Here is a 19161-nt window from a genome sequence, read left to right on the forward strand (position 1 = left end):
CACTTCTGAGTACCTGCCGTCACAGCACCGTCGCGCCCGGCGCGGGGCTCTCGGTGACCCGTACCGAACGGCAGGTGCTCGAGGCCAGCAGCGTCTCGGCGACCGTGTGCGCGGACTCCGCGTCCGGCGCGAGGAAGGCGGTGGTCGGGCCCGAGCCTGAGACGAGCGCGGCGAGGGCGCCGGCCGCGCGGCCCGCGGCGAGGGTGTCGGCGAGGGCCGGGAAGAGGGAGAGGGCGGCGGGCTGGAGATCGTTGGAGACGGCGCGCGCGAGGGCTCCGGCATCCCCCTTGGCCAGGGCGTCGAGCAGCTCCTGCAAGGCGACCGGCTCGGGGATCCGCACCCCCTCGTTCATCCGGTCGAACTCCCGGAAGACCGCGGGAGTCGAGAGCCCCCGCTCGGCCATCGCGAAGACCCAGTGGAAGGTGCCGCCGACCTCCAGCGTCCGCAGCTGCTCGCCCCGCCCGACGCCGAGCGCCGCCCCGCCCACCAGGCTGAACGGCACGTCGCTGCCCAACTCGGCGCAGATGTCGAGGAGTTCCTCGCGCGAGGCCCGCGTACCCCACAGGGCGTCGCAGGCGAGCAGCGCACCGGCTCCGTCCGCACTGCCGCCGGCCATGCCGCCGGCGACGGGGATGTCCTTGGCGATGTGGATGTGGACGGCGGGGTCGAGGTCGTACCGCCGGGCGAGTTCGAGGGCCGCGCGGGCCGCGAGGTTCGTACGGTCCAGGGGCACCTGCGCGGCGTCCGGCCCCGCACAGGTGATGCGCAGCTCGTCCGCCGGCGTGACCGTCACCTCGTCGTACAGGCCGACGGCGAGGAAGACATTGGCCAGGTCGTGGAAGCCGTCGGGGCGGGCGCCGCCCACCGCGAGCTGGACGTTGACCTTGGCAGGGACGCGGACCGTCACCGTCACGGCTGGCTTGACTCCTTGTTCTCGGCCTTGTCCTCGCCCTTGCTCTCGGCCTTGTTCTCGGCGATACGGGCGAACTCTTCCACCGTGAGCGACTCCCCGCGGGCCTGTGGCGAGACACCGGCGGCGACGAGTGCGACCTCGGCGGCCGCGGCGGATCCCGCCCACCCGGCGAGGGCGGCGCGCAGGGTCTTCCGCCGCTGGGCGAAGGCGGCGTCGACCACGGCGAACACCTCGCGCTTCGTCGCCGTCGTCTTGAGGGGCTCGGCGCGCCGGGTGAGCGCCACCAGCCCGCTGTCGACGTTGGGCGCCGGCCAGAACACGTTCCGCCCGATGGAACCGGCCCGCTTCACGTCGGCGTACCAGTTCGCCTTCACGGAAGGGACGCCGTACACCTTCGAGCCGGGCGGGGCCGCGAGCCGGTCCGCGACCTCCGCCTGCACCATCACCAGCGTGCGCTCGATGGTCGGGAAGGTGTCGAGCATGTGCAGCAGGACGGGTACGGCGACGTTGTACGGGAGGTTGGCGACGAGTGCGGTGGGGGCGGGGCCGGGCAGTTCCCGCACCTGCATCGCGTCGGAGTGCACGAGCGCGAACCGCTCCGCGCGCTCCGGCATGCGGGCGGCGATGGTCGCCGGCAGCGCTCCGGCGAGCACGTCGTCGATCTCCACCGCCGTGACCCGGTCGGCGACCTCCAGCAGAGCCAGCGTCAGGGAGCCGAGGCCGGGGCCCACCTCCACGACCACGTCGTCGGGCCGCACCTGCGCGGTACGCACGATGCGGCGCACCGTGTTCGCGTCGATGACGAAGTTCTGGCCGCGCTGCTTGGTGGGCCGCACGCCGAGCACATCCGCGAGCTCGCGGATGTCGGCGGGGCCCAGGAGGGCGTCGGGGGTGGGGCTGGTCACGGACCAAGGGTACGGGTGCGGTGGGCCGGCGGATGTTTTCGCCCCCGCCGCCCCTACCCGTCCCATCCCGTTCCTGGGGGCTCCGCCCCCAGACCCCCTAAAAGATTGCGCAGTTCCCCGCGCCCCTGAAGAGAGTCCGTCTGCGGGCCGGTGGGGGTTGCTCGCGCAGTTCCCCGCGCCCCTTAAGGGGCGCGGGGAACTGCGCAATCTTTTAGGCGCGCCCCCACCCACCCGCACCCGACACCCAACCGAACGGGGTCGAAGGGGCGGAGCCCCTGGAGGATGGGACGGGTAGGGGCGGCGGGGGCGAAAACCCCTCAGCTGTGCAGCCGCATCCCGCAATGCGGCCAAGGGCTCGCCCCCCGCCGCACATACAGCTTCTTCGCCCGGAACGTCTGCTCGGCGGCAGGCGCGTCCTGGGGCCGCCCGGAACCCCCAAGGGCATGCCACGTCCGGCCGTCGAACTGGTAGAGGCCCCCGTACGTGCCGGACGGATCCACGGCCCCAGGACGCCCCCCGGACTCGCACGCCGCAAGACCGGACCAGTTCAAGTGATCGGCCCCGGCGACGGACGGCGGATGGGGCTTCGTACCGACCTTCACCAGCTGGGCCCCCGGCTGACGCACCACCTCGGACTTGATCCGCCGGGGCCTCTGCTTGACCCCGTTGACGGTCCGCAGCGAGTACGTGACCCGCCGGGCCCCCAGCTGCCCGGCCCGCTCCACGACCTCGGTGCCCTTGAACAGCGAGGGATCCAGCGTCCGCTCCACCTCGAACGGAATCACCTCCTCGCGGACCTCCTTGGTCCCGGTGATCCGCATGACAGTCACCGTCTGCCCGTCGCGCGGAAAACTCCCCGGCGCGACGGACGTCGTGTCCTGCCCGCGCAGGGTGATCCCGGCCTCCTCGACGGCCTCCCGCACGCTCGCCGCGTTCGTACGGATCGTGCGCGCCCGCCCGTCCGCCATGATCGTCACCGTGCGCTCGGTGCGCACATCGAGCGCGAGGCCCTCACGCCCGATGCGCTGGGAGCGCGAAGTCGACACGTACGCGCCCTCCGCGCGCACCCCCAGCTGCCTGAGCGCCCCGTCCACGGTGTGCGCCGTCGTCCACACCTTGCGCCGGTGCCCGTCGAGGGTGAGGTGCACAGGGCGCCCGTAGTGAACCGCGACCTCATCGCCACTGGCGAGCGCCGTGCCGGGGGCGGGCGCCACCACGTCGTGCGCCCCCACCCGCACTCCCTCGTCGGCGAGCAGCTCGGTCACGTCGTCGGCGAAGGTGTGCAGGGTGCGCGGCTTCCCGTCGACGCTGAGCTCGATCGCCTTGTCGTTGGCGACGAACGCGGAGGTGCCGCCGGCCAGGAACGCCACGACCAGCGCCTGCGGGAGCAGCCGCCGCAGGGGGTCGGGACGCTCGGTGCCGCGCTTGCGCCGCGCCCCGCGCCGGGCGGCGGCGCGACCGCCGGGCGTGGGCGCCCCAGGCGCCGGCGCACCATGCTCCGCGCGCGCCCCTCCCAGCCCGTACGCCTCTCCCGCCCTGTACGCCCCGAACACCGGCGCACCACGCTCTTCGTGCGCCCCTCCCGGCGTTCCGTACGCGTCGTACGCCCCGTAGGCCACCTCCACCCCCTCCGCCTGCCGCGGGAGCCCCCGCCCCGGCCCGGGCTCCGCCGGGACCTCGGGCTCGGGCGCGCGCGCCTCGTACGCGGGCTGGTACGTGTCCGGATAGCCATGGCCGTTCGGCGACGCATAGGCCTCGTTGGGCTCGTAGTCCTCGTACGACGTTCCCGTCGCACCAGTGACACCAGTGACACCAGCCGGTCCATACGTCTCGTACTGCGAGCTGCTCACGACGACACGCTCCAGGGTTGCCGGATCGGGCGACCAGAACCTAGCGGAGCGGTCGTCACTCTCCAAAGCAACGCGGCTACGCTGTGTCGCGACACTCCCCTGAGGTGCGCCCCCGGAAATACCCCGGAACCGTTATGCGTCAGTAATCGAATGCGCGCGCGGTGTTCGCTGCGATCGAGGTCGCCAGCGCGTCCTCGTCGATGCCCCGTACAGCTGCCATGGCGCGAACCGTGACCGGAATGAGATACGGGGCGTTAGGCCGTCCGCGGTACGGCGCGGGGGTCAGGAAGGGCGCGTCGGTCTCGACGAGGACGAGTTCCAGGGGCGCGACGGCGAGCGCGTCGCGCAGCGGCTGGGCGTTCTTGAAGGTCATGTTGCCGGCGAAGGACATGAAGTAGCCGGCCTCGGCGCAGAGCTCGGCCATCGCGGCGTCGCCGGAGTAACAGTGGAAGACGGTCCGCTCGGGGGCGCCCTCTTCCTTGAGGACGCGCAGCACATCGGTGTGGGCGTCGCGGTCGTGGATGACCAGGGCCTTGCCGTGCCGCTTGGCGATCTCGATGTGGGCGCGGAAGGACCGTTCCTGCGCGGCCTTGCCCTCGGGTCCCGTACGGAAGTAGTCGAGCCCGGTCTCGCCGACGCCCTTGACGTGCGGGAGGGCGGCGAGGCGGTCGATCTCCGCGAGCGCCTCGTCGAGGGCGGCGTCCCCGCCCGGCTGCCGCGCGCCCTGCCGGGACCAGCCGTCGGGGTCGCCGTGGACGATGCGCGGGGCTTCGTTGGGGTGCAGCGCGACCGTCGCGTGGACGGCGTCGTACGCGGCCGCCGTCTCGGCCGCCCAGCGCGAGCCCTTCACGTCACAGCCGACCTGGACGACCGTAGTCACCCCGACCGACGCGGCCTTGGCGAGGCCTTCCTCGACCGTGCCGGACTGCATGTCGAGATGGGTGTGCGAGTCGGCGACGGGCACACGCAGCGGCTCGGGCAGGGGCGGGGCTTCGGTCTTCTCGGAGGGCATGCCCCGATCCTACGAAAGGGGCATGCCACGCCTCACCCGAGTTACCTCACCAGGCCTTGCGGCGCCTCACCGGAGCAGGCGCCCCACCTGAGCAGGCGCCTCACCGGAGGAAGGCGGTCATCCCGCCTTGCGGTGGTGGAACGGATGCAGCAGATCCGAGAGGTGCCAGTGATGCGGCTCCCTGGGCTCGGCCTGGGGCTCCGCGAGGGCCTCCTCGGACGGGCGGGACGGCACCGGACGGGGGGTGCGGTGCATGGAGTCGAGGACGGAGGACACCTGGCCGGCGCGCATGATGCGCACCACATGGCTGTCGCAGTTCAGGCAGTTGGGCCGACTCAGCGGCGACGGCACGACCTGGCCGTTCGCCACGTACATCACGAACTCGCTGCCTTCGGCGTCGAGGTGGTGCTCTATCTCGTACGACTGCTCCCAGCCGTGCCCGCAGCGCATACAGGCGAAGGAATACGACTCATGGACGACGGCGGTCGCCGCGCTGCGATGCCCGGTCTGTCCTGCGATCTCACTCATGCCAGCTCCTCTGTCCGCTGGACAAGCGCCTCCGCCGACGGGATTCCCGCTGAAGCCGTCAGCCGACCGCCGACAGCCGAAATCCCACCGAACACCGAAGCTCCGAAATCCGAAGGTCCGAAACTCCGAAGGCGAGGGACGGGTGCGTCCCTTCAACCAGTGGACGCTTCTCCCGGCGAGAACGCATCAGGCCTGTCGACTATTGGAGTCGTTTTGGTCTTTCCTTGTCGGAAGGCTCCCGCTACCCGGCCTGAGCTTTGCCTTTCGCGACAGTCCTTTGCTCTTCTATGGGGCGCTTCGTGCGGCATTCTTTGCCGCGACCACGGCATCGAAGACGTCACGCTTGGGAATTCCCGCCTCCGCGGCGACGGCGGCGATGGCCTCCTTGCGCCGCTCCCCCGCCTCTTCGCGCACCTGCACTCTGCGCACCAGTTCGGTGGCGTCCAGTTCCTCGGCGCCCTTGTCGGCGGCGCCCTCGACGACGACGGTGATCTCACCGCGTACACCCTCGGCGGCCCAGGCGGCCAGCTCGCCCAGCGGGCCGCGCTTGACCTCCTCGTACGTCTTCGTCAGCTCGCGGCAGACGGCGGCGCGCCGCTCCGCGCCGAACACCTCGGCCATCGCGGCGAGCGTGTCGTCGAGCCGGTGGGGCGCCTCGAAGTAGACGAGGGTGCGCCGCTCGTCGGCGACATCGCGCAGGCGCGACAGGCGCTCGCCCGCCTTCCTGGGCAGGAAGCCCTCGAAGCAGAAGCGGTCGACGGGCAGCCCGGACAGCGCGAGCGCGGTGAGCACGGCGGACGGGCCGGGTACGGCGGTGACCTTGATGTCCTTCTCGACGGCCGCCGCGACCAGCCGGTACCCGGGGTCCGAGACGGACGGCATCCCGGCGTCGGTCACCAGCAGCACCCGCGCCCCGCCGGCCAGCGCCTCGACCAGCTCGGGCGTACGGGCCGCCTCGTTGCCCTCGAAGTACGACACGACGCGCCCGGCCGGCTGCACGCCCAGCGCCTGGGTGAGCCGGCGCAGCCGCCGGGTGTCCTCGGCGGCGACGACATCGGCCACCGCCAGCTCCTGGGCCAGCCGCGGAGGCGCGTCCGCGATATCGCCAATGGGGGTGCCTGCGAGTACGAGAGTTCCCGGCGTTCCTGTCACGGTTCCATCCTCGCAGGGCCCAGGCACGGGACTCCCACAGACGTGTTCCCTACGATGGCGCGGTGACCAGTACCGCGTCCTCCACGGACACCCGGCAGGGCCAGGCCGCCGAAGAGCAGCGGCCGTCGTGGCAGCAGCGGCTGCGCCGCTTCGGATATTCGGCGCCGCCGAGAAGCGATGTGCGCGACCGGCTGGTGCCGCCGTACGCCGAGCCCGGGCCGCGCGTCTGGGCGGCGCTCGGGCTGCGCCACGAGGTCGCCGAGCGCGTCACGCGCTGGTCGGGCTGGGGCGGCCCGCTCCTGGTGACGCTGCTGGCCGGGCTGCTGCGGTTCTGGAACCTGGGCAGCCCGAAGGCGGTGATATTCGACGAGACGTACTACGCCAAGGACGCCTGGGCGCTCATCCACCGCGGCTACGAGGTCAATTGGGCGAAGGACGCCAACGACCTGATCCTTCAGGGCAACGGCAACGTGCGGATCCCGAGCGACGCCGCCTATGTCGTGCACCCGCCGGTGGGCAAGTACATCATCGGGCTCGGCGAGTGGATGTTCGGGTTCAACCCGTTCGGCTGGCGCTTCATGACGGCGGTGCTCGGCACGCTGTCGGTGCTGATGCTGTGCCGGATCGGGCGCCGGCTGTTCCGTTCGACGTTCCTCGGCTGCCTGGCGGGCGCGCTGATGGCGGTGGACGGCCTGCACTTCGTGATGAGCCGCACCTCGCTGCTCGACGGCATCCTGATGTTCTTCGTGCTGGCCGCGTTCGGCTGCCTGGTCATCGACCGCGACAAGGCACGGGCCCGGCTCGCGGCCGCGCTGCCGCAGGACGAGGACGGGGTCGTACGCCCCGACGCGCACATCGCCGAGACGACCCGTATGGGCTGGCGCCCGTGGCGCTGGACGGCCGGCCTGATGCTCGGCCTGGCCCTCGGCACCAAGTGGAGCGGCCTCTACGTCCTCGCCGCGTTCTGCCTGATGGCGGTCCTGTGGGACGTCGGCTCCCGCCGGGTCGCGGGCGCGCGTCAGCCGCACCTGGCGGTGCTCAAGCACGATCTGGGCTGGGCGTTCCTGGCGACGGTCCCGGTCGCCATCGCGACGTACATCGTCTCGTGGACGGGATGGATCCTCTCCTCCACCAACGGCTCCGGCGGCTACTTCCGCAACTGGGCGGCGGGCGACGGCAAGAACAGCAACTGGTCCTGGCTGTTCCCCGACTGGTGGCGCAGCCTGTGGCACTACGAGCACGAGGTGTTCGAGTTCCACGTCCACCTCTCCTCGCCTCACACCTACCAGTCCAACCCGTGGAGCTGGATCGTCCTGGGCCGGCCCGTCTCGTACTTCTACGAGTCCCCGGCGCCCGGCAAGGACGGCTGCCCCGCCGACGCCGGCGAGAAGTGCGCCCGCGAGGTCCTGGCCCTCGGTACCCCGCTCCTGTGGTGGGCGGCCTGCTTCGCGATCGCCTATGTGCTGTGGCGCTGGGCGTTCCGCCGCGACTGGCGCGCGGGCGCGATCGCCTGCGGCATCGCGGCCGGCTACCTCCCCTGGTTCCTGTACCAGGAGCGCACGATCTTCTTCTTCTACGCCATCGTCTTCGTGCCCTTCCTCTGCCTGGCCGTCGCGATGATGATCGGCGCGATCCTCGGCCCACCCGGCGCCAGTGAACGCCGCCGTGTCATCGGTGCGGCGGGCGCGGGCGTCCTGGTCCTGCTGATCGTCTGGAACTTCATCTACTTCTGGCCGCTGTACACGGGCACGGCGATCCCGATCGACCAATGGCGATCACGGATGTGGCTGGATACCTGGGTCTAGCCGGCGGCACGTGCGCGGGGCGGGGCGGGTCCGGCCGCGTATGCGTCGGCCGGGCTCACTCTCACCCGGCCGGCTGTCCGGCCCCCTCACCACGCGCACAGCCACGCGCACAGCCACTCTCACCGTCCAGCATCCCGACCGGCGTTCATGGATGTGACGGAGTGCGCCGGGGCCTAACAATTCGGAGAACCTCCGCCCCATGAGCCCCACCCGCGCCTACAGTGCGGTGTAGACCAACTTTTCTGAACGCGTTCAGAAGTTCGGGGGAGGGTCCACGGGGAGGGATTCGCGCGATGCGCAAGGGGGCAAAGGCAGCCGTCATCGGTGGTGTGTTCGCCGTGATGGTGGGGGGCGCCGGGTACGGCGCGTACAACGTGGTGACCGCGATCAGCGGGGACGGCGGCACAGGTGCGTCCGGGCCCGCGGCGGTGAAGACCGGGCCGCCGAGCAGCGGCGAGGTCAAGGAGACCAGCGCCAAGTTCTTCGCGGCGTGGGAGAAGGGCGACGCGGCCAAGGCGGCGGCGTACACCAACTTCGCGTCGAAGGCCGAAGGACTGCTGGGCGGTTACCGCACCGACGCACACCTCACCGGCGTGAAGATCACGCCGGGCACGCCGTCCGGGGCGACCGTGCCGTTCTCGGTCAAGGCAACGGTGTCGTACGACGGGAAGAGCAAGCCCTTCTCGTACGACTCCGAACTGACCGTCGTGCGCGGGGACACCACCGGCAAGGCGCTGGTCGACTGGAAGCCGTCGGTCGTCCACCCGGAGCTGAAGGACGGGGACACGCTGGTCACGGGCGAGTCGGCGAGTCCGGCGATCGAGGCCGTGGACCGCAACAACGTTGTCCTGACGAAGGAGAAGTACCCGTCGCTCGGGCCCATCCTGGACGCGCTGCGCGAGAAGTACGGCGACACGGCGGGCGGCTCACCCGGCATCGAGCTGGCGATCCGGCACGGGAGCGAGGAGACGGCCGACACGACCCTCGTCACCCTCGCCAAGGGGCAGGCGGGCAAGGTCCGTACGACACTCAGCGCCACCGCGCAGGCCGCCGCGGAGAAGGCGGTCACGCAGTACTCCGAGTCGTCCGTGGTGGCGGTGAAGCCGAGCACCGGCGAGGTGCTGGCGGTCGCCAACCACCGGGAGGACGGGTTCAACGCGGCGTTCCTCGGCAAGCTCGCGCCCGGCTCCACGATGAAGATCGTCACCGCGGCGATGTTCATCGACAACGGCGTGACCACGATGAACGGCCCCGCGCCCTGCCCGCAGACCGCGACCTGGCAGAGCCAGACCTTCCACAACCTGACGGGCATGGTCCCGAACGAGAACGCCAGCCTCGCCAACAGCTTCATGCGGTCCTGCAACACGGCCTTCGTGAAGCTCATCGACGGCACCGACAAGGCGCCGCTCACCGACGAGTCGCTCACCACCGAGGCGCAGACACGGTTCGGCCTCGGCCAGGACAACTGGAAGACCGGCATCCCGTCCTTCGACGGCAGTGTCCCCGCCTCCGGCGGCCCGGACCGCGCGGCGAACGCGATCGGCCAGGGCCAGGTCCAGCTGAGCCCGCTGAACATGGCGTCGGTGACGGCGACCGCCATCACCGGCACGTTCCGCCAGCCGGTCATCGTGCCCCTGAAGCTCGACGACCGGGTGCCGGCCCAGGCGAAGGGCCTGCCGGCCAACACCTCCGCGCAGCTCAAGCAGATGATGCGGCTCACCGCGACGAGCGGCACCGCCGCGCGCGTGATGGCCGGGCTCGGCGGGGACGTCGGCGCCAAGACCGGCTCCGCCGAGGTCGACGGCCAGACCAAGTCCAACAGCTGGTTCACCGGATACCGCAACGACATCGCGGCCGCCGCCATGACCCAGGAGGGCGGCCACGGCGGGGACGCCGCCGGTCCTATCGTCGCAGCTGTGCTACGAACTGGTGGCTGAAGTCACCCCTCACAGGGCGGGACCCTAGGCTGATGCTTCTCGTTGAGCAGTCCGAGCAGCGTGAGGCACGGGGGCATCAGGGGACAGCGGAGGACTTGGAGCTGTGGGCAAGAGAAGGCGCGTCGCCGAGCGACGGAAGACGAAGCGGCCCGCCGTGCTCGGCGGGCTGATCGCCGTGGTCGTCGCCGGCGGGGCGTTCGGCGCCTACAGCCTGTACGGCGGCGGTGCGGCGGCCGACGACCGTACGACGACGACCGCCGACCACAAGGCCGTGAAGACCGGCCCGCTCTCGGCGGCCGAAGTGCGCACCACGGCCGCGGCCTTTCTCACCGCCTGGCAGAGCGGCGACGTCGCGAAGGCGGCCGCCGCCACCGACGACTCGGCCGCCGCGACCACCGCGCTGACCGGCTACGGCAAGGACGGGCACATCAGCGGCGTGACCCTGACGAGCGGCAAGCGGTCGGGCACCGCCGTCCCGTTCACCGTCAAGGCCACCGTCACGTACAAGGGCAAGAGCAAGCCGCTCTCGTACGCGTCGAAGCTGACGGTCGTGCGGCGGGCCAAGGACGGTGTCGCGCTGGTCGGCTGGAAGCCGTCCGTCGTGCACCCGGACCTCCAGGACGGCGACCGGCTCGTCACCGGCGCGTCGGGCACGCCCCCGGTCACCGCCCTGGACCGGAACGGCGGGGAGCTGACCACCGCCAAGTACCCCTCCCTGGGCACGGTCCTCGACGGACTGCGCGAGAAGTACGGCAAGACGGCCGGCGGCAAGGCGGGCATCGAGTTGCGCGTGGTCCGCAAGGCCGCGAAGAAGGGCTCCCAGAAGACTCCCGACAAGACCCTGCTGACGCTCAGCGAGGGCACCCCGGGGACCGTGAAGACGACCCTCAGCCCGACCCTCCAGGCGGACGCCGAGCAGCAGGTGGCCGCCAAGGCGAAGGCGTCGGTGGTCCTGATGCGCCCCTCGACGGGCGAGATCCTCGCCGTCGCGAACAGCAGCCACGGCTTCAACACCGCCTTCCAGGGCTCCCTCGCCCCCGGCTCCACGATGAAGGTCATCACCGCGTCGCTGCTCTTCGACAAGGGGCTGGCCTCCGCCGACAAGGCGCACCCGTGCCCCAAGACCGCGAAGTACGGCGGCTGGACGTTCCACAACGACGACGACTTCCAGATCAAGAACGGCACGTTCAAGCTGAGCTTCGCGCGGTCCTGCAACACGGCCTTCATCACCCAGGCGAAGAAGCTGGAGAACGCCGACCTGACCAAGCAGGCCCAGCAGGTCTTCGGGCTGAGCATGAACAACTGGGCCATCGGCGTCCCGACCTTCGACGGCTCGGTACCGGTGCAGAGCGCCGCACAGATGGCGGCGTCCCTCATGGGCCAGGGCGGCGTCCGCATGAACCCGCTGAACATGGCGTCGGTCGCCTCCACGGTCCAGTCGGGCACCTTCCACCAGCCCTACCTGGTGTCCCCGACGGTCGACCACCGCACGCTGGCCACGGCGTCCCGCACCATGTCCGCGTCCACGCTCTCCCAGCTCCGCGAAGTCATGCAGTACACGGCGGCGTACGGCACCGCCGCCGAGGCCATGTCCGGGCTCGGCCCCAACTACGGTGCCAAGACCGGCTCCGCCGAGGTCGACGGCCAGGACAAGCCCAACGGCTGGTTCACGGCCTGGAAGGGCGACCTCGCGGCTGCGGGCGTCGTGCAGCAGGGCGGCCACGGGGGCGACACGGCGGGGCCGATCGTGGCGGCGCTGCTGAAGGCGGGGAGCTAGGTGTTGCGGGTCAGGACGTTGGTGACGTGAGTTGTTGGCAGATCAGTTGGTGAGCAAGTTGCGCCGTCGCGAGCAGGTCCTCGCGAGCCGTGTCGACGTTGGACCGCACTCCAGGGCATGCGCCTCCAAGTGGGTCAACCGGTACCGTCGTCATGGTGAGCTCGGCCTGCACGACCGGTCCTCCACACCCCACCGCCAACCCACAGCCACACCGGGCGAGGTAGTGGAGCGGATTGAGCAGATGCGCCGAAACCACAAGTGGTCCGCAGGACGGATCGCCTTCGAACTCAGCCAAACCACGCACGCCGTGAGCCGTCGCACCGTCACCCGGCACCTCGCCCATCTCGGTCTGAGCAGACGACGATTCATCGACCCCGACGGCCACACCACGCGGAAACCACGCACAATCACCGCTCGCCGACCGGGCCACATGGTGCACATCGACGTGAAGAAGGTCGGACGGATACCTGACGGCGGCGGATGGCGCGCCCACGGCCGAAACAGCGATCACTCCCGGGCAGTCAGCCGGAACAAGAAGAAGACCGGCCGTGGAGGGTACGTGTACCTGCACTCGGCGATCGACGGACACACCCGCCTCGCCTACACCGAGCCCTTGCCGGATGAGAAAGCCTCGACGGCGATTGCGTTCCTGCACCGGGCCAGGGCGTGGTTTGCCGTACACGGCATCACCCGGATCGAACGGCTCGTCACCGACAATGGCGCCTGCTACCGGGCAGATGCGTTCACCCGCGCCCTACTCGGCTCACGGCACCAACGGATCCGACCGTACACGCCCCGGCACAACGGGAAAGTGGAACGGTACAACCGGATCCTGGCCGAAGAGTTCCTGTACGCGCGTACCTGGACCTCCGAAACACAGCGCGCCCAGGCGCTGGCGGTCTGGAACATCCACTACAACTACCACCGACCCCACACCGCCCTCGGCGGACAACCACCCGCAGCAACACTCGGGCAGACTGTCACCAACGTCATGTCCTCATACAGCTAGGCCGCGAGTTGGGCCGGGAGCCAGGCGAGGTGTTGGGCGGGGAACTGGGCGCGGGGGCGATGTCAGTGGGGAGTTCTACTCTCCACCCATGACGTTCTCGCTGCCCGAAGGACTTCCGGCCGGCCACTTCGTGCCGGACGGCTCGCCGGTCATGTGGTACTCCGACCAGCCCCCGGCGGACCCGTCGGCCGCGTGGAGCGGACACCAGCGGCAGCAGCACGTCACCGGTCTGCTGCCGCTCCTGTGCTACTCCGACGTCCGGCCGGCCCCGTTCGACCTCGCCGCCGTCGACGCCTTCGACCTGGAGGGCGAACTGGAGGAGGCCTGGCGCACCCATCGCCGGCGCCAACTCGCCCGGCTCGCCGCGCCGCCCGAGCCGGTGGACTGCCCCGAGGACATCGAGCCGTGGGAGGACGACCCCGGCCCACCGTTCGAGCAGTGGCCCGGACTGGCGCCCGCCACGCTCCCCTCGGCCGGCGTCGACCCGGACGAGGCCGCGCGGTCCGCCTTCGCCCTGCTCGCGAAGGAATGGCCGTACGAGCTGTGGGACGGCCGTCTCGCACTCGTCGCCGCCCGGCGGAGCGCCGACATACCCGCCGTCGTCGGCTGGGACCGCGGCGCCCCTCTCCCCCTGCTCTGCGCCCTGCTGCGCAGTTGGGAGGACCGCTTCGGCGCCCGCGTCCTCGCCGCCGTGGGAGCGACGCTGTACGTCTCCGTCGCGAGCCCGCCGCGGACCGCGGAGCAGGCAAGCCACGTCGCCCTCGAACACCTCCTGACCACGGCCGACAACATCGTCAACGACCCCCCGACCCCCTTCCCCCGGTACGCGGCATCCCTCGTCAACGCCCCGCTGTGGCGCTTCTGGTGGGACTAGGAACTCGGTCGCGTGCCTCGTACACCGACCGCTAGCGTGCCGTTCATGACCGCCACCGAGCCGAACGCCGCCGAAGAACACTCCCCTGCGGAGAACGCCGACACCGAGAACGCCCCCGCCGAGAGGGCCACTACCGAGAAGGCCACTACCGAGAACGCGGCCCACCCCCGTTTCGCCGAGGCCCTCCAAGAGCTGGGCCTCGACGAGGTGACCGGGCGCGTCCGCCGCTTCCCCGACGCGACCCGCACCGCCGCCGAGGCCGCCGCCGCGATCGGCTGTGAGCTGAGCCAGATCTGCAAGTCGCTGATCTTCGCGGCGGACGGGGTGCCGGTGCTGGTGCTGATGGACGGCGCGTCACAGGTCGACCTGGAGCTCGTACGGCGGGAGCTGGGCGCCGAGAAGGTGACGCGGGCCAAGGTGGACCTGGTGCGGGAGACGACGGGGTACGCGATCGGTGGCGTACCGCCCTTCGGACACCGCACCAGAACCCGTGTCCTGGCGGACCGTTCGCTGCTCGACCACGACACGGTATGGGCCGCGGCGGGCACGCCGCACGCCGTCTTCCCGATGGACCCGAAGAGCCTGATCGCCCACGCCGGCGGCACCCTGGTGGACGTGCGCGAGCGAACGGCGTGACGCCGCTCGTCACCGCGGCGGTGCTGCTCGCCGCGGTCACCCACGCCAGCTGGAACGCGCTCGCGCACCACATCGAAGACAAGCTGGTCGGCTTCACGCTGATCGCGGGCGGCGGCACGCTGATCGGCCTCGCCATGGTGCCGTTCGTGGCGGTCCCGGCGTCGGGGGCCTGGCCGTACCTCATGGTGTCGGCCGTGATCCACGTCGCGTACTACGTCCTGCTGATGCGCTCGTTCCGGCTCGGCGACTTCGGGCAGGCATATCCGATCGCCCGCGGGACCGCTCCGCTGGTCGTCACGGCGCTGGCGGCGGTCTTCGCGCACGAGGTGCCCGACGGGTGGGCGGCGTCCGGGATCGCGCTGTCCTGCGCGGGGCTGACGGGCGTCGCCCTGTGGGGGCTGCGCGGGCGGCGCCCCCACTGGGCCGCGATCGGGGCGGCGTTGGCGACCGGCGTATCGATCGCCGCGTACACCGTCGTGGACGGTCTGGGCGTACGCGCCTCAGGCTCCTCTCTCGGCTACACCGCCTGGCTGATGGCCATCGAGGGTGTGGCGATCCCGGTGTACGCGGGGTACCGCTGGCGCCGCGAGTTCGTGCCCGTCCTACGGCCGTACGCCGCCGTGGGCCTCCTCGGCGCGGCGCTCTCCGTGTCGGCGTACGGCCTGGTCCTGTGGGCCCAGACGCGGGCCGAACTGGCACCGATCGCCGCCCTGCGCGAGTCCTCGATCATCGTCGGCGCGGCCATCGGGGCGGTGTTCTTCAAGGAACGGTTCGGGGCACCGCGGATCGCGGCGGCGGGGCTGCTGGTGGTGGGGATCGGGCTGATGCTGCACGCGGGATAGCGGGTTGGCGCGTTGGCAGGGGAGCCGTCGCGACCCGCCCCCGCTCCCGCTCCGGCTCCCGTCCCCGCCGTCTCCTCCGGCTACGCGTCGATCGCCGTCCGTACCGCCCGTACCAGCGCCTGCGCCCGTGCGTCCGCCGTCACGCTCTTACGGAAGCCGTTGGTCACGTACCCGAGGGAGATCCCCGACTCGGGGTCGGCGAAGCCGAGGGCGCCGCCGCGGCCGGGGTGGCCGAAGGAGCCCGGGGAGAGCAGGGGCGAGGCCGTGCCGTGGAGCATGTAGCCGAGGCCGAAGCGGGTGTTGACGACCAGGACGCGGTCGGGGCCCGCGGACTGTTCCGCGCGGGCCAGTTCGACGGTGTCCGGCGTGAACAGCCGCACGCCGTCGACCTCTCCGATCAGCGCGGCGTAGAAGCGGGCCAGGCCCTCCGCCGTGGCTATGCCGTTGGAGGCGGGCAGGACCGCCGCCCGGTACGCCGGGTCGTTCTCGTCGGGCATCGGGGTGATCGCGGCGAAGGCACGGCGGGTGAGGCTGTCCGGATCCGCGTACGCCTCGGAGACCGCCCGCTTCGGCCGGGTCTTCAGGCCGCCCGGCGCCGACGGGGCCTCGATCTGCGCGACCCGCCCCACCCGGCCCGTCTCCGCCGCCGGCAGCCCGACCCACAGATCCAGCCCCAGCGGCCCCGCGATCTCGTCCGCGATCCACTCGCCGATCGAGCGCCCGGTCACCCGCCGGACCAGCTCACCGGTCAGCCAGCTGTACGTCTGCGCGTGATAGCCGTGGTCCGCGCCCGGCTCCCACACCGGCGCCTGCGCGGCCACCGTCGCGGCCGCAAGGCCGGGGTCCGCCGCCTCGGCGAGGGTGAGCGGACGGTCGAGAACGGGCACCCCGGCCCGGTGCGCGAGCACATGCCGGACGAGCGTCCGTTCCTTGCCCGCCGCCTTGTACTCCGGCCAGTAGCGGCCGACCGGAGCGTCCAGGTCGAGTTCCCCGCGCTGGGCGAGCATCAGGAGTACGGCGGCGGCGACGCCCTTGGTCGCCGAGCGCACGATCTGCGCGGTGCCGTGCCGCCAGGGCTCGGTGCCGTCGACGTCCCGCGTGCCGGCCCACAGGTCGACGACCTTGTGCCCGTCGCGGTACACGGTGACGGCGGCGCCCCGGTCCCCGAGCACCTCGAAGTTGCGTACGAACGCTTCCCCGACCGGCTCGAAGCCCTCGGCCACTGTGCCGTTCACGTCCACGCCCGCGCTCCTTGTCGCCTCACCTGTGCCAACGGTGAGTGCAACACGCACGTACCGGCGTCGATTCCGGCAGGGCCTAACCCAGCAGGATCGTGACCTCGATGTTGCCGCGGGTGGCGTTCGAGTACGGGCAGACTTCGTGGGCCGCGTCCACGAGCTTCGTCGCGACGTCCTGGTCGACGACGGGGAGCGACACGCTCAGAGCGACCGCGAGGCCGTAGCCGCGCTGCTTGTTCGGGCCGATCCCGACCTTCGCGGCGACCGTGGAGCCGGAGAGGTCGAACCCGGCGCGGCGGCCCACCAGCACCAGGGCGTTGTGGAAGCAGGCGCTGTAACCGGCCGCGAACAACTGCTCCGGGTTCGTGCCGTTGCCGTCGCCACCGAGCGCGGGCGGCATCGCGACCTTCAGCTCCAGCTGGCCGTCCTGACTGGTCACATAGCCGTCCCGGCCACCATGCGCGGTGGCCTCGGCAACGTACATGATCTTCGTCGGGCGGGTGTCGACAACGGTGCCATCGATCACGGCAGGACCTCCCCCAGGGCGTACAACACGACGGGCACAACGGCGGGTACAGCAGCAGGTGCGACTGCGGACAAAACGCCACGCAACACAGAAGTGTGCAAGTACATCGTGCACAAGGTACCCGCCGGTACGGAGGTCTGTATTACCAGGGGGTAGAAACCGTGGGTAACCCCGGCGCGCCTCAACGCCCCCGCGCCGCCGCCCCCTCCGCGCGCTCCGCCAAACGCCACAGTTCCTCCCGGAGGCGCGCGACGTCGGCGCTGTTCACCCCGGTGGCCGTCAGCAGCGCCTCCGGCACGGTCTCCGCGCGCTCCTTGAGCAGTTCGCCGCGCCCGGTGAGCGCGACGAGCACGGAGCGTTCGTCGTGCGCCGAGCGCTCACGGCGCACGAGCCCCGCGGACTCGAGCCGCTTGAGCAACGGCGACACCGTGCCGTAGTCGAGGTGCAGCGCGGTCGCCAGTTCCTTGACCGTGGTCTCGCCGCGCTCCCAGAGGACCAGCAGGACGAGGTACTGCGGGTAGGTGAGACCGAGCTCCTCCAGCAGCGGGCGGTACGCGGCCGTCACCGCGCGCTGGGCGGCGTACAAGGCGAAGCACAGCTGGTCGTCGAGCAGCAGCGACCCGGTCGGCCCGACGTCCTCTTGTTCTGTCACGCGCCCATTGTCACGGAGCGCGGGTCGAAGCCGAAGGGGAGCTCCAGACGGTGGGTGCGCATGAGGGCGTCGTCGGAGAGGAGTTCGCCGGTCCTGCCGTCGGCCGCGATCACGCCGTCGCTCAGGACGAGCGACCGGGGGCACAGTTCGAGGGCGTACGGCAGGTCGTGCGTGACCATGAGGACGGTGACGTCCAAGGACCGCAGGATGTCGGCGAGTTCGCGCCGCGAGGCGGGGTCGAGGTTGGACGAGGGCTCGTCGAGGACCAGGATCTCCGGCTCCATCGCCAGGACCGTCGCGACCGCCACCCGGCGCCGCTGCCCGAAGGACAGATGGTGCGGGGGCCGGTCGGCGAAGGCCTCCATGCCGACCTGTTCCAGGGCGGTCCGGACGCGTTCCTCCAGCTCGGCGCCCTTCATCCCCGCCGCGGCCGGGCCGAAGGCGACGTCCTCGCGCACGGTCGGCATGAACAGCTGGTCGTCGGGGTCCTGGAAGACGATGCCGACCCTGCGCCGGATCTCCGCCATGTGCCGCTTGCCGACCGGGAGTCCGGCCACCATGACGGTTCCGGTGCCGCCGCTCAGGATGCCGTTGAGGTGCAGGACGAGGGTGGTCTTGCCGGCGCCGTTCGGGCCGAGCAGCGCGACGCGTTCGCCGCGCGCGACACGGAAGTCGACGCCGAAGAGGGCCTGGTGCCCGTCGGGGTAGGCGAAGGCGAGGCCGGAGACCTCCAGAGAAGCTGTCACAGCGTCCATCCCAACAGACATACGACAAGGGCGGCGAAGGGGAGGGCGAGGGCGTACGACCACTGCGCCCGGGACGCGGTCACCTCGTCGATGACCGGCATCGAGCCGGCGTACCCCCGGCTCACCATGGCGAGATGCACGCGCTCCCCGCGTTCGTAGGAGCGGATGAACAGCGCGCCCGCCGACTTCGCGAGCACCCCCCAGTGCCGTACGCCGCTGGCCTCGAACCCGCGCGACTCCCGCGCGATCCGCATCCGCCGCATCTCGTCCGTGATGACATCGCCGTACCGGATCATGAAGGAGGCGATCTGCACGAGGAGCGGCGGGAGCTTCAACCGCTGGAGACCGAGGAGCAGTTCACGCAGTTCGGTCGTCGAGGCCAGCAGGACGGACGCGGCGACGCCCAGTGTCCCCTTGGCGAGCACGTTCCACGCGCCCCACAGACCGTTCACGCTGAGCGACATGCCCAGCACGTCCACCCGTTCGCCCTCCGCCACGAACGGCATCAGTACCGCGAAGGCGACGAACGGGATCTCGATGAGCAGCCTCTTCAGGAGGAAGCCCGCCGGTACGCGCGCCTTGTGCGCCACCGTCGCGAGCAGCGCGGCGTACAGGGCGAACGCCCACATCGCCTCGCGCGGGGTGGAGACGACCACGACCACGAAGGCGAAGGCCGCGGCGAGTTTGGTGTGCGGCGGCAGGGCGTGCACGGGCGAGTGCCCGTGCCGGTACAGCTTGTGCGCGTGACCGGCGCCCACG

17 protein-coding genes and 1 pseudogene are annotated in these 19161 nt (G+C 71.3%); 7 read left to right on the forward strand and 11 right to left on the reverse strand.

From position 1 onward, the window contains the following. Positions 1–19: 19 nt before the first annotated feature. The 6 genes from OG975_RS19985 to rsmI form a co-directional block, all read right to left on the reverse strand. Positions 20–913 (reverse strand): 4-(cytidine 5'-diphospho)-2-C-methyl-D-erythritol kinase, encoded by an 894-nt coding sequence (locus OG975_RS19985; protein ID WP_406330650.1) that lies wholly within the window; start codon positions 911–913, stop codon positions 20–22. Beyond that, positions 910–1818 carry a 16S rRNA (adenine(1518)-N(6)/adenine(1519)-N(6))-dimethyltransferase RsmA gene (rsmA, locus tag OG975_RS19990; RefSeq protein WP_406330652.1) on the reverse strand — a complete coding sequence of 303 codons (909 nt, stop codon included), beginning with the start codon at positions 1816–1818 and terminating at the stop codon, positions 910–912. The genes OG975_RS19985 and rsmA overlap by 4 nt, the downstream gene beginning before the upstream one ends. Before the next feature lie 317 nt (positions 1819–2135). Beyond that, the gene (locus OG975_RS19995; protein ID WP_406330654.1) at positions 2136–3668 is read right to left on the reverse strand and encodes a ubiquitin-like domain-containing protein; all 1533 of its coding nucleotides are present in this window, start codon (positions 3666–3668) and stop codon (positions 2136–2138) included. Between the two features lie 139 nt (positions 3669–3807). After that, entirely contained in the window at positions 3808–4680 is an 873-nt protein-coding gene (locus tag OG975_RS20000; protein ID WP_406330655.1) for a TatD family hydrolase, read from the reverse strand. Between the two features lie 117 nt (positions 4681–4797). Beyond that, on the reverse strand, positions 4798–5208 hold the full coding sequence (locus tag OG975_RS20005; RefSeq protein WP_406330656.1) for a hypothetical protein: 411 nt from the start codon (positions 5206–5208) through the stop codon (positions 4798–4800). 285 nt (positions 5209–5493) lie between these two features. Next, a complete protein-coding gene (gene rsmI / locus OG975_RS20010) occupies positions 5494–6360 on the reverse strand; it encodes a 16S rRNA (cytidine(1402)-2'-O)-methyltransferase (protein ID WP_330305146.1) in 867 nt (288 codons plus the stop codon). A gap of 62 nt (positions 6361–6422) precedes the next feature. Between rsmI and OG975_RS20015 the strand changes: the two genes are divergently transcribed. The 7 genes and pseudogenes from OG975_RS20015 (at position 6423) to OG975_RS20045 (ending at position 15240) form a co-directional block, all read left to right on the forward strand. Next, the gene (locus OG975_RS20015) at positions 6423–8165 is read left to right on the forward strand and encodes a dolichyl-phosphate-mannose--protein mannosyltransferase (RefSeq protein ID WP_406330658.1); all 1743 of its coding nucleotides are present in this window, start codon (positions 6423–6425) and stop codon (positions 8163–8165) included. A 293-nt stretch (positions 8166–8458) separates the two neighbouring features. Continuing rightward, entirely contained in the window at positions 8459–10102 is a 1644-nt protein-coding gene (locus OG975_RS20020; protein ID WP_406330659.1) for a penicillin-binding transpeptidase domain-containing protein, read from the forward strand. 103 nt (positions 10103–10205) lie between these two features. After that, positions 10206–11879 (forward strand): penicillin-binding transpeptidase domain-containing protein, encoded by a 1674-nt coding sequence (locus OG975_RS20025; protein WP_406330660.1) that lies wholly within the window; start codon positions 10206–10208, stop codon positions 11877–11879. 109 nt (positions 11880–11988) lie between these two features. Next, a pseudogene (locus OG975_RS20030) lies at positions 11989–12888 on the forward strand (IS481 family transposase); the annotation flags it as partial. Between the two features lie 88 nt (positions 12889–12976). Then, a complete protein-coding gene (locus tag OG975_RS20035; RefSeq protein WP_406330662.1) occupies positions 12977–13762 on the forward strand; it encodes a DUF4253 domain-containing protein in 786 nt (261 codons plus the stop codon). A 45-nt stretch (positions 13763–13807) separates the two neighbouring features. Continuing rightward, a complete protein-coding gene (locus OG975_RS20040; protein ID WP_406330663.1) occupies positions 13808–14398 on the forward strand; it encodes a YbaK/EbsC family protein in 591 nt (196 codons plus the stop codon). Next, entirely contained in the window at positions 14395–15240 is an 846-nt protein-coding gene (locus OG975_RS20045; RefSeq protein ID WP_406330664.1) for an EamA family transporter, read from the forward strand. Before OG975_RS20040 ends, OG975_RS20045 begins: the two co-directional genes overlap by 4 nt. Before the next feature lie 80 nt (positions 15241–15320). On the opposite strand, the gene OG975_RS20050 is transcribed toward OG975_RS20045, so the two are convergent. The 5 genes from OG975_RS20050 to cbiQ all read right to left on the reverse strand — a co-directional run bounded on the left by OG975_RS20050 (position 15321) and on the right by cbiQ (position 19160). Next, positions 15321–16481: a serine hydrolase domain-containing protein gene (locus tag OG975_RS20050; protein WP_406330665.1), complete on the reverse strand. Its 1161-nt coding sequence runs from the start codon at positions 16479–16481 to the stop codon at positions 15321–15323. A 76-nt stretch (positions 16482–16557) separates the two neighbouring features. Then, positions 16558–16962, reverse strand: a complete 405-nt coding sequence (locus OG975_RS20055) for an organic hydroperoxide resistance protein (RefSeq protein ID WP_406336361.1) — start codon at positions 16960–16962, stop codon at positions 16558–16560. Between the two features lie 223 nt (positions 16963–17185). Then, on the reverse strand, positions 17186–17656 hold the full coding sequence (locus OG975_RS20060; protein WP_406330666.1) for a MarR family winged helix-turn-helix transcriptional regulator: 471 nt from the start codon (positions 17654–17656) through the stop codon (positions 17186–17188). Beyond that, positions 17653–18411 carry an energy-coupling factor ABC transporter ATP-binding protein gene (locus OG975_RS20065; RefSeq protein WP_406330668.1) on the reverse strand — a complete coding sequence of 253 codons (759 nt, stop codon included), beginning with the start codon at positions 18409–18411 and terminating at the stop codon, positions 17653–17655. The genes OG975_RS20060 and OG975_RS20065 overlap by 4 nt, the downstream gene beginning before the upstream one ends. Continuing rightward, positions 18399–19160 (reverse strand): cobalt ECF transporter T component CbiQ, encoded by a 762-nt coding sequence (gene cbiQ, locus OG975_RS20070; protein ID WP_406330669.1) that lies wholly within the window; start codon positions 19158–19160, stop codon positions 18399–18401. The genes OG975_RS20065 and cbiQ overlap by 13 nt, the downstream gene beginning before the upstream one ends. Position 19161: the final 1 nt, after the last annotated feature.

The organism is Streptomyces sp. NBC_00203 (assembly GCF_045206325.1).
Classification (GTDB): domain Bacteria; phylum Actinomycetota; class Actinomycetes; order Streptomycetales; family Streptomycetaceae; genus Streptomyces; species Streptomyces lutosisoli.